The sequence below is a fragment of the Lunatibacter salilacus genome (assembly GCF_009797935.1).
In the GTDB taxonomy this organism is placed as follows: domain Bacteria; phylum Bacteroidota; class Bacteroidia; order Cytophagales; family Cyclobacteriaceae; genus Lunatibacter; species Lunatibacter salilacus.
In genome coordinates this window covers 1-532 of the sequence record NZ_VOLC01000065.1, presented here as the reverse complement: position 1 = coordinate 532, position 532 = coordinate 1, and the positions used below count along the sequence as shown (strand labels likewise).

2 tRNA genes and 1 rRNA gene are annotated in these 532 nt (G+C 42.3%); all 3 read right to left on the bottom strand.

The annotated features are described in order from the left end of the window. Window positions 1-123: 123 nt before the first annotated feature. Window positions 124-197: transfer RNA gene (locus FQ608_RS27150), tRNA-Ala, on the bottom strand. A 21-nt stretch (window positions 198-218) separates the two neighbouring features. Continuing rightward, window positions 219-292, bottom strand: a tRNA-Ile gene (locus FQ608_RS27145). A gap of 190 nt (window positions 293-482) precedes the next feature. After that, window positions 483-532 (bottom strand): 16S ribosomal RNA (locus FQ608_RS27345); the annotation flags it as partial.

Below are 532 nucleotides of genomic sequence, written 5' to 3'. Positions count from 1 at the left end.
ATTAGCCCGGTTTCACGCGACACCCGCATTCTCTGCTCAACATGTCAATGAACTTATTACTGTTCTTCAAACAGTAAATGAAGTTTTTAAACTTATTTTTTCCAGATCGTTTTCTGAAAGTAGTGGAGGATAACGGATTCGAACCGTTGACCCCCTGCGTGCAAGGCAGGTGCTCTAGCCAGCTGAGCTAATCCCCCGTTTTATCAAGGTAATTAATGTGGGCCTGCGTGGACTCGAACCACGGACCTCTACATTATCAGTGTAGCGCTCTAACCACCTGAGCTACAGGCCCCTCATTTATATTTCTATTTTGAAGATCTTGTACCTTCAACGGCCAGACTAAACTCGATCAATAGACTTTTCGAATTTGCATCGGAACAATCTATATTAAAAGAATCAATCAACTACAAACTCGATGAGAAAGTAGTCACTTTTAAAATCTTGAAGATGTAAGACAAACAAACAATTAAAGCTGTATCCAGAAAGGAGGTGTTCCAGCCGCACCTTCCGGTACGGCTACCTTGTTACGACT